We start from the raw sequence: 6,078 nt of genomic DNA, 5'->3' as shown, positions 1-6,078 counted from the left end.
GGGGCGGCGGTACCGGAGGCGGCGGTACCGGAGGCGCGGCCACGGACGCGGCGGGCGCCCCGCCGCCCCGCGGATCGGCGGCCGGGGGCCGCCATCCTGCGCCGGGGCCGCCCGCCTGTGCCTGGGAAGGGGCCTGGGCGGAGGCCTGGGCCGGCGCGTGGGCGGCCGCGGGCGCCTGCTCCGGCGCCCGGTGCCTGGGCCGGGAGGCCGGCTTCGCGGGCCGCGCCCGGCCGCCCCGGTGCCGCTCGATCAGCGCCACCGCGCCGGCCGGCAGCCAGGCGGAGGCCGTGCCGCTGTCGTCGCCGCCGGAGGAGAACAGGTGCGGGGCGAGCTGCGCCTGGAGGTCGGCCGGGGTGGGCCGCTGGTCGGGCTCGGTGCGCATGCAGGACTCGATGAGCGGTCTGAGCTCGTCGGGCAGGCCCTCCAGGTCCGGGCCCTCGCGCAGCAGCATGAAGACGGTCTCGACGGGGTTCGCCCCGTGGAAGGGCGGGTGGCCGGTGGCGGCGAAGACCAGGGTCGAGCCGAGGGAGAAGACGTCGCTGGCACCCGTGACGCTGCGCGAGTCCCTGGCCTGCTCGGGTGACATGTAGGAGGGGGTGCCGACGGCGACGTTGGTCATCGTCAGCCGGGTGTTGGACACCCCGGAGGCGATGCCGAAGTCGATCACCCGAGGGCCGTCCTCGACCACCAGCACGTTGGAGGGCTTCAGATCGCGGTGGACCAGGCCCGCCCCGTGGATGGACTGGAGCGCCTCGGCGACACCGGCGGCCAGCCAGCGCACGGCCTGCGCCGGGAGCGGCCCGCACTCGTTGACTATCTCCTCCAGGGACGGCGCGGGCACGTACGCGGTCGCCAGCCACGGCACCGCGGCGCGCGGGTCGGCGTCCACGACGGCGGCTGTGTAGAAGCCGCTGACCGCGCGGGCCGCCTCCACCTCGCGGGTGAAGCGGACGCGGAAGAGCTGGTCCTCGGCGAGCTCGGTGCGCACCGTCTTGATCGCCACCCGGCGTCCGGAGGCCGAACGGGCGAGGTAGACCAGCCCCATGCCCCCGGCGCCCAGCCGTCCGAGCACCTCGAACGGGCCGATACGCCGCGGATCGTGCTGCGTCAGCTGCTCCACCACTTGCCTGCCACCTCCCCGTCGGGGTCGACGATCGCCGCCCCGTGCAGCCTTCCACCGCCATACCGGTCCCGCGGTCCGACAGCGATTCTTCCTGGCGGAGCCCTCGGTTGCGAACCCGGGGGCGGTGAGTCGCCCATTCCCCGGCCGGTGGGCTCCGCACGGGCCGGTCCGCGCCGCCGGAGCCGGGCTCACAGCGCGGTGGAGGTGTCCAGGACCCCGAAGCGCGCGCCCTGGTTGTCGGCGAGGACGGCGTAGCGTCCGAAGGGGGTGTCCTGCGGGCCGTCTACCGTACGGCCGCCCAGGCGCACGGTCGTGCGGACGGCCGCGTCGCAGTCGGCGACCGCGAAGTGGACGAGGAAGTGGGCGGGCATCTCCACCGGGTACGTCTCGTCGATCATCGTACGGCTGCCGACGGCGTGCTCGTCGTCGGCGGGCTCCCCGCGCGGGGCCCAGACCATGATGTCGGCCGCCTCTCCCGTGCTCTCGTCACCGGCCGGATACATGACGTAGTCGAAGACCTCCCGGTAGAAGGCGTCCACCGGTTCCCTCTCCCGGGTACACACCTCCGTCCACACGTACGAGCCGGGTTCGCGCGCCGCCTCGAAGCCCGCCAGCGCCTCCGGCTGCCACAGGCCGAATACCGCGCCGCCCGGATCGACGGCGGTGGCCGCCACTCCTTCCGGGCCGACCGCCTCGGGCTCGGTGACGAGCTGCCCGCCCGCGGCGCGGATGCGCCGGGCGGTCGCCGCGGCGTCGGGGGTGGCGAAGTAGACCGTCCACACCGTCGGCAGCCGGCCGTCCGGCTTGCGGACGAGCGAGGCGACCCGCCGGCCGCCGAGCAGCGCGACCGTGCGGGAGCCCTGTCCGGGCCGGTCGGACCGTCCGGGCTGTCCGGGCCGGTCGGGCTGCTCCGGGTCGCCGAAGGTCCAGCCGAACAGCTCGCCGTAGAAGCGTTTGCCCGCCTCCAGGTCGGGGAGCATCGCGTCGGTCCAGCAGGGTGTGCCCTCGGCGAAGGCGCCTTCGACAGCGACCATCTCCCGCTCCTTCCGCACCGTTGCGCCCCGACGGGCGAACGTTGTCCGCGTACCACCTCTCTTGCAGTAGATCACCCCATTTGGGGTCGGTCGAATCGCGGCCTGATCATCCCTCGGTAAGCTGACGACATGACAGGACAAGTACGAACTGTTGACGGTCGGGTGGCCGGGCGCCGAGGCCAGGCGACGCGGCAGAAGCTGCTCACCTGCCTCGACGAAATGCTCAGCTCGTCGCCCTACCGCGACGTCAGGGTGATCGACGTCGCCCGGCGCGCGGGCACCTCCCCCGCGACCTTCTACCAGTACTTCCCGGACGTGGAGGGTGCCGTCCTGGAGCTGGCCGAGGAGATGTCCCGGGAGAGCTCCTCGCTGAGCGAGCTGGCCACCGACCGCACCTGGACGGGCAAGGCCGGGTGGCAGACGGCGGAGGAGCTGGTGGACGGCCTCCTCTCCTTCTGGCGGGAGAACGACGCGATCCTGCGAGTGGTGGACCTGGGCGCGGCGGAGGGGGACAAACGTTTCTCCAAGATCCGCTCGAAGGTCCTCGGCGGGATCACCGGCCCGCTGGCCGACTCCATCGGGAAGCTCCAGTCCAAGGGCAAGACGGACCCCGACATCAGCCCGGCGGCCGTCGCGGGCTCACTGGTGTCGATGCTCACCTCGGTGGCCGGCCAGCAGAAGGCCGCACAGAGCTGGGGCGCCAAGAAGTCCGATCTGAAGCCGAACCTCGCCTACCTGCTCTACCTGGGCGTCACGGGCCGCAAGCCCAGCCGGTAGGCGTCCGGGCCGCCCGGTCCCCGCGCGCCTGCGCGTCCGCGTCCGGCTCCGCCCGGCCCCGGTCCTCTCCTGCCCGGCCCCGCGCCCGTTCCGCGCCCGTCCCGTTCCTGTCCGTGCCCGGCTCCCCGGGCGGTCGGCCCCTGTCACCGGCCGCCCGGGGAGCCTTTCCTCATGCCGGGCACCCGGGTCCCCGGATGCCCGGCGACGCCCGGCGACGCCCGGGGTGCGCCCGGAGGCGTCAGAAGCGGCTGTAGAGGAGCCGGTTCGGCGAACCCTCCCCCGGCCCCGTCACCCGGCCGGCGCTCGACGCTTCCAGCAGCGCCCGGGTCACCGCCGCGGGCGTGGCGTCCGGGTTCTTCGAGACATACAGCGCCGCCGCGCCCGCCACATGCGGCGCCGACATCGACGTACCGCTCATCGTCCGCTCCGCGGTCCGCGAGCCGATCCCGGCCGACGGGACGGAGGCGCCGGGCGCGAACACGTCCACGCAGCCGCCGTGGTTGGACCAGCTGGGCCTGGAGTCGTCCCGCGCCGTCGCGGCCACCGTGATCACCGACGGCTCGCGGGCGGGCGACTGGGTGCACGCGTCGGCGGCCTTGTTGCCCGCCGAGACCACGACGGTGATCCCCGCCGCGACCATCTTCCGCACCGCCGCGTCCTTGGCGTCGCTCGCGGAGCCGCCGATGCTCACATTGGCGACCGCGGGCCCGGTGGCGTTCTTCGCGACCCAGTCGTAGCCCGCCAGCACGCCCTCGGTGGTGCCCGAGTTCTGGCAGTCGAGCACCTTCACGGCGACCAGCCTCACGTCCTTGGCCACACCGTAGGTCTCACCGCCCATGATCCCCGCCACATGCGTGCCGTGCCCGTGGCAGTCGGAGGCCGTCCGGTTTCCGTCCACGAAGTTGTAGCCGTAGGAGGCGCGCCCGCCGAAGTCCTCGTGGGCGACGTTGATGCCGGAGTCCACGACGTAGGCGGTGACGTTCGGCGCCGTGGCACCGTAGCCGTAGCTCGCGTCGAGCGGCAGGTCGCGCTGGTCGATGCGGTCCAGGCCCCAGCCCGGGTCCGCCTGCAGCAGGGTGCCGCTCACGTCCGGCCCCTTCGACGGGCCCGGCGTCTGCGGCAGGTCCGGCGCCTGCGGCAGGACGTCGCCGCGCTCGACGCGGTTGGCCTCGACGTACGCCACCGAGGGGTCGGCGGCCAGGCGCCGCGCCTGCTTCTCGGTGGCCTTCAGCGAGAAGCCCTTGAGGGCCGAGGAGTAGGTGCGCTCCGCCTCGCCGCCGAAGGCGCCGGTCAGCTTCTCGGCCCGGTCGCGTACGTCTCCCGCCGTCATCGGTCCGCGGGCCCGGTCGCCGGAGTCCCTCAGCACCACGATGTACTCGCCGTCCAGCGCGCCGGGCGCGTCCGCGCCCCGGACCACTCCCAGGGGAGCGGGCTCCGGGCCGGGGGAGGCGGCCGAGGCCGCCGCGGTGGTGGTGCCCGTCAGGACGAGCGCCGCCAGGGCGGCGCCGACGGCTATTCGGGGTCTTCTGGCCTTCTTCAAGGTGTGTTCTCTCTTCACTGGGGGGTGCGTGTGCGTTGGAGGGTGCTCACGGTTGTAGCCGATGGGGCGTCACCCGCGGGGCACCGGGGTGCCGTGGCACGGCTCCGCCCCGGTGCGCTTCCGTATCGGGCCGGCCGTGTGCGCCGGTCGGGGCGCGTGGGGCGCGTGCCGCCGGGGCTCACAGCCAGCCTCGCCGCTGTGCCTGGAGGGCGAGCTGGAAGCGGCTGCCCGCGCCGGCCTGTGCCATCAGCAGTTCCATGCGGCGGAAGAACGTGCGGCGGCTGAAGCCCAGTTCGCGGATGATCTGACTGTCGGGCACCCCCGCGACCAGCATCGCCAGGATGCGGCGCTCGGCCGGGCCGGGCCTGGCACCGCCCGGCGCGGCGGCCCCGCTGTCGGGGTGGACGGGCAGTGCCCGGTCCCAGTAGGCCTCGAACAGCGCCCGCAGCGCGGCGAGTAACGCACTCGGCCGCACCACGAGCATGCTGCGGCTGACGTCCACGTCCGCGATGGACATCGAGACGAAGCCGACGCGGTCGTCCACCACCATCAGCTTCACCGGCAGTCCGGACACCACCCGGGCCTCCTCGCCCGCGTCCACGCACGGCTGGACGTTCTCGGTGAGGTAGCCGGGGCGGGCGAGCGACTCCCGCGTGTACACCACCCGGTAGCGCACCCCGCGGCGCAACTGCCCGACCTCCTCCTTGGTGCCGCGCTCGGTGTCCCAGAAGTACGGCGGCGAGTCGAACCGCAGCACCTCGCGCCGGGCACCGCCCAGCGCCTCGCCCAGCACCCGCTCGATGTCGCCGCCGGTCACCTCCTCGGCGACCGAGCCGCCCACGGCCGACGGCGTACGGCGGCGGTAGCGCTCGTAGGCGCGCGCGACCGCCGAGCGGGCCTCCTCCAGCCGCAGCGTCTCGCGCCGGGAGAGCAACTCCAGTGCGGACGCGGGCGGTACGGGCACCAGCGAGCCCGCGGGATCCCGCGCGCCGCGCCCGTCGCCATCCCGCCCCTCGCCATCCGGCCCGTCGCCGCCGTTCCCCTCGCCGGCGGGCACCTCCGCCGCCAGGCCGAGCGCGAGCAGCGCGCGCCGCGCCCCGGGGGAGGCCGAGGGCGCCGGGCGGCCCGTCAGCAGTGCCACGTACAGGGCGACGGCCCCGCCGTCCACGCCGAGCGCGGACAGATGGGCCGCCAGGGTGTCGGGGCACGGCTCCTGTGCCGGTGCCCCGTCTCCGTCGCGCCTCACGCTGCGGCACCTTAGTGCCGCTGTCCCGCAGGTGTCACCGGCCGTCCGCGCACCGGTGTACAAAGTCTGCGTACGCCGCTCGCCGGCCGGTCCGTGACTCCGGCCGGCGGGCGGGGTGGTGCCCGCTTCCGTGGCGATGATCACGGCCCGGCGCCCGGGAAGGTCCCCCCGGGCGCCGTACAGCGCACGGAGGCAGGGCGGCGATCTCCGGGTATCCGGACTCCGGGACGCAGGTCCCACGTCCTGGGGTCCGGGCACACGGGGCGAACCGGTGAGGGGTGCGATCGGCGATGCCTCCCCGCATCGCGCCGGGGGCCGCCGGGACACGGCGTCCCGGCGGCCCCCGGCTCCCTCCCCG

General features: G+C 74.8%; 5 protein-coding genes. 1 reads left to right on the top strand and 4 read right to left on the bottom strand.

The features are described 5' to 3' along the window. Positions 1–1,123 (bottom strand): serine/threonine-protein kinase (locus tag L7D48_RS24270; protein ID WP_237882482.1); only part of this gene is annotated, 1,123 nt, incomplete at its 3' end. A 188-nt stretch (positions 1,124–1,311) separates the two neighbouring features. Further along, positions 1,312–2,157, bottom strand: coding sequence for a VOC family protein (locus L7D48_RS24265; protein WP_237882480.1), 846 nt, complete (start codon positions 2,155–2,157; stop codon positions 1,312–1,314). 129 nt (positions 2,158–2,286) lie between these two features. Here L7D48_RS24265 and L7D48_RS24260 point away from each other — a divergent pair, with 129 nt between their 5' ends. After that, positions 2,287–2,934: a TetR family transcriptional regulator gene (locus L7D48_RS24260; RefSeq protein WP_237882478.1), complete on the top strand. Its 648-nt coding sequence runs from the start codon at positions 2,287–2,289 to the stop codon at positions 2,932–2,934. A 238-nt stretch (positions 2,935–3,172) separates the two neighbouring features. Here L7D48_RS24260 and L7D48_RS24255 read toward each other — a convergent pair whose 3' ends face one another. Both L7D48_RS24255 and L7D48_RS24250 read right to left on the bottom strand, forming a co-directional pair. Then, on the bottom strand, positions 3,173–4,492 hold the full coding sequence (locus L7D48_RS24255; RefSeq protein WP_237882476.1) for a S8 family peptidase: 1,320 nt from the start codon (positions 4,490–4,492) through the stop codon (positions 3,173–3,175). Positions 4,493–4,652: 160 nt separating this feature from the next. Next, positions 4,653–5,720 (bottom strand): LuxR family transcriptional regulator, encoded by a 1,068-nt coding sequence (locus L7D48_RS24250; RefSeq protein WP_237882474.1) that lies wholly within the window; start codon positions 5,718–5,720, stop codon positions 4,653–4,655. Positions 5,721–6,078: the final 358 nt, after the last annotated feature.

Origin of the sequence: Streptomyces sp. ICN903 (assembly GCF_022015835.1) — a bacterium.
Classification (GTDB): domain Bacteria; phylum Actinomycetota; class Actinomycetes; order Streptomycetales; family Streptomycetaceae; genus Streptomyces; species Streptomyces fenghuangensis.
Note: the sequence above shows the minus strand (reverse complement) of the source record. Positions and strands in the feature narration are given on the sequence as shown.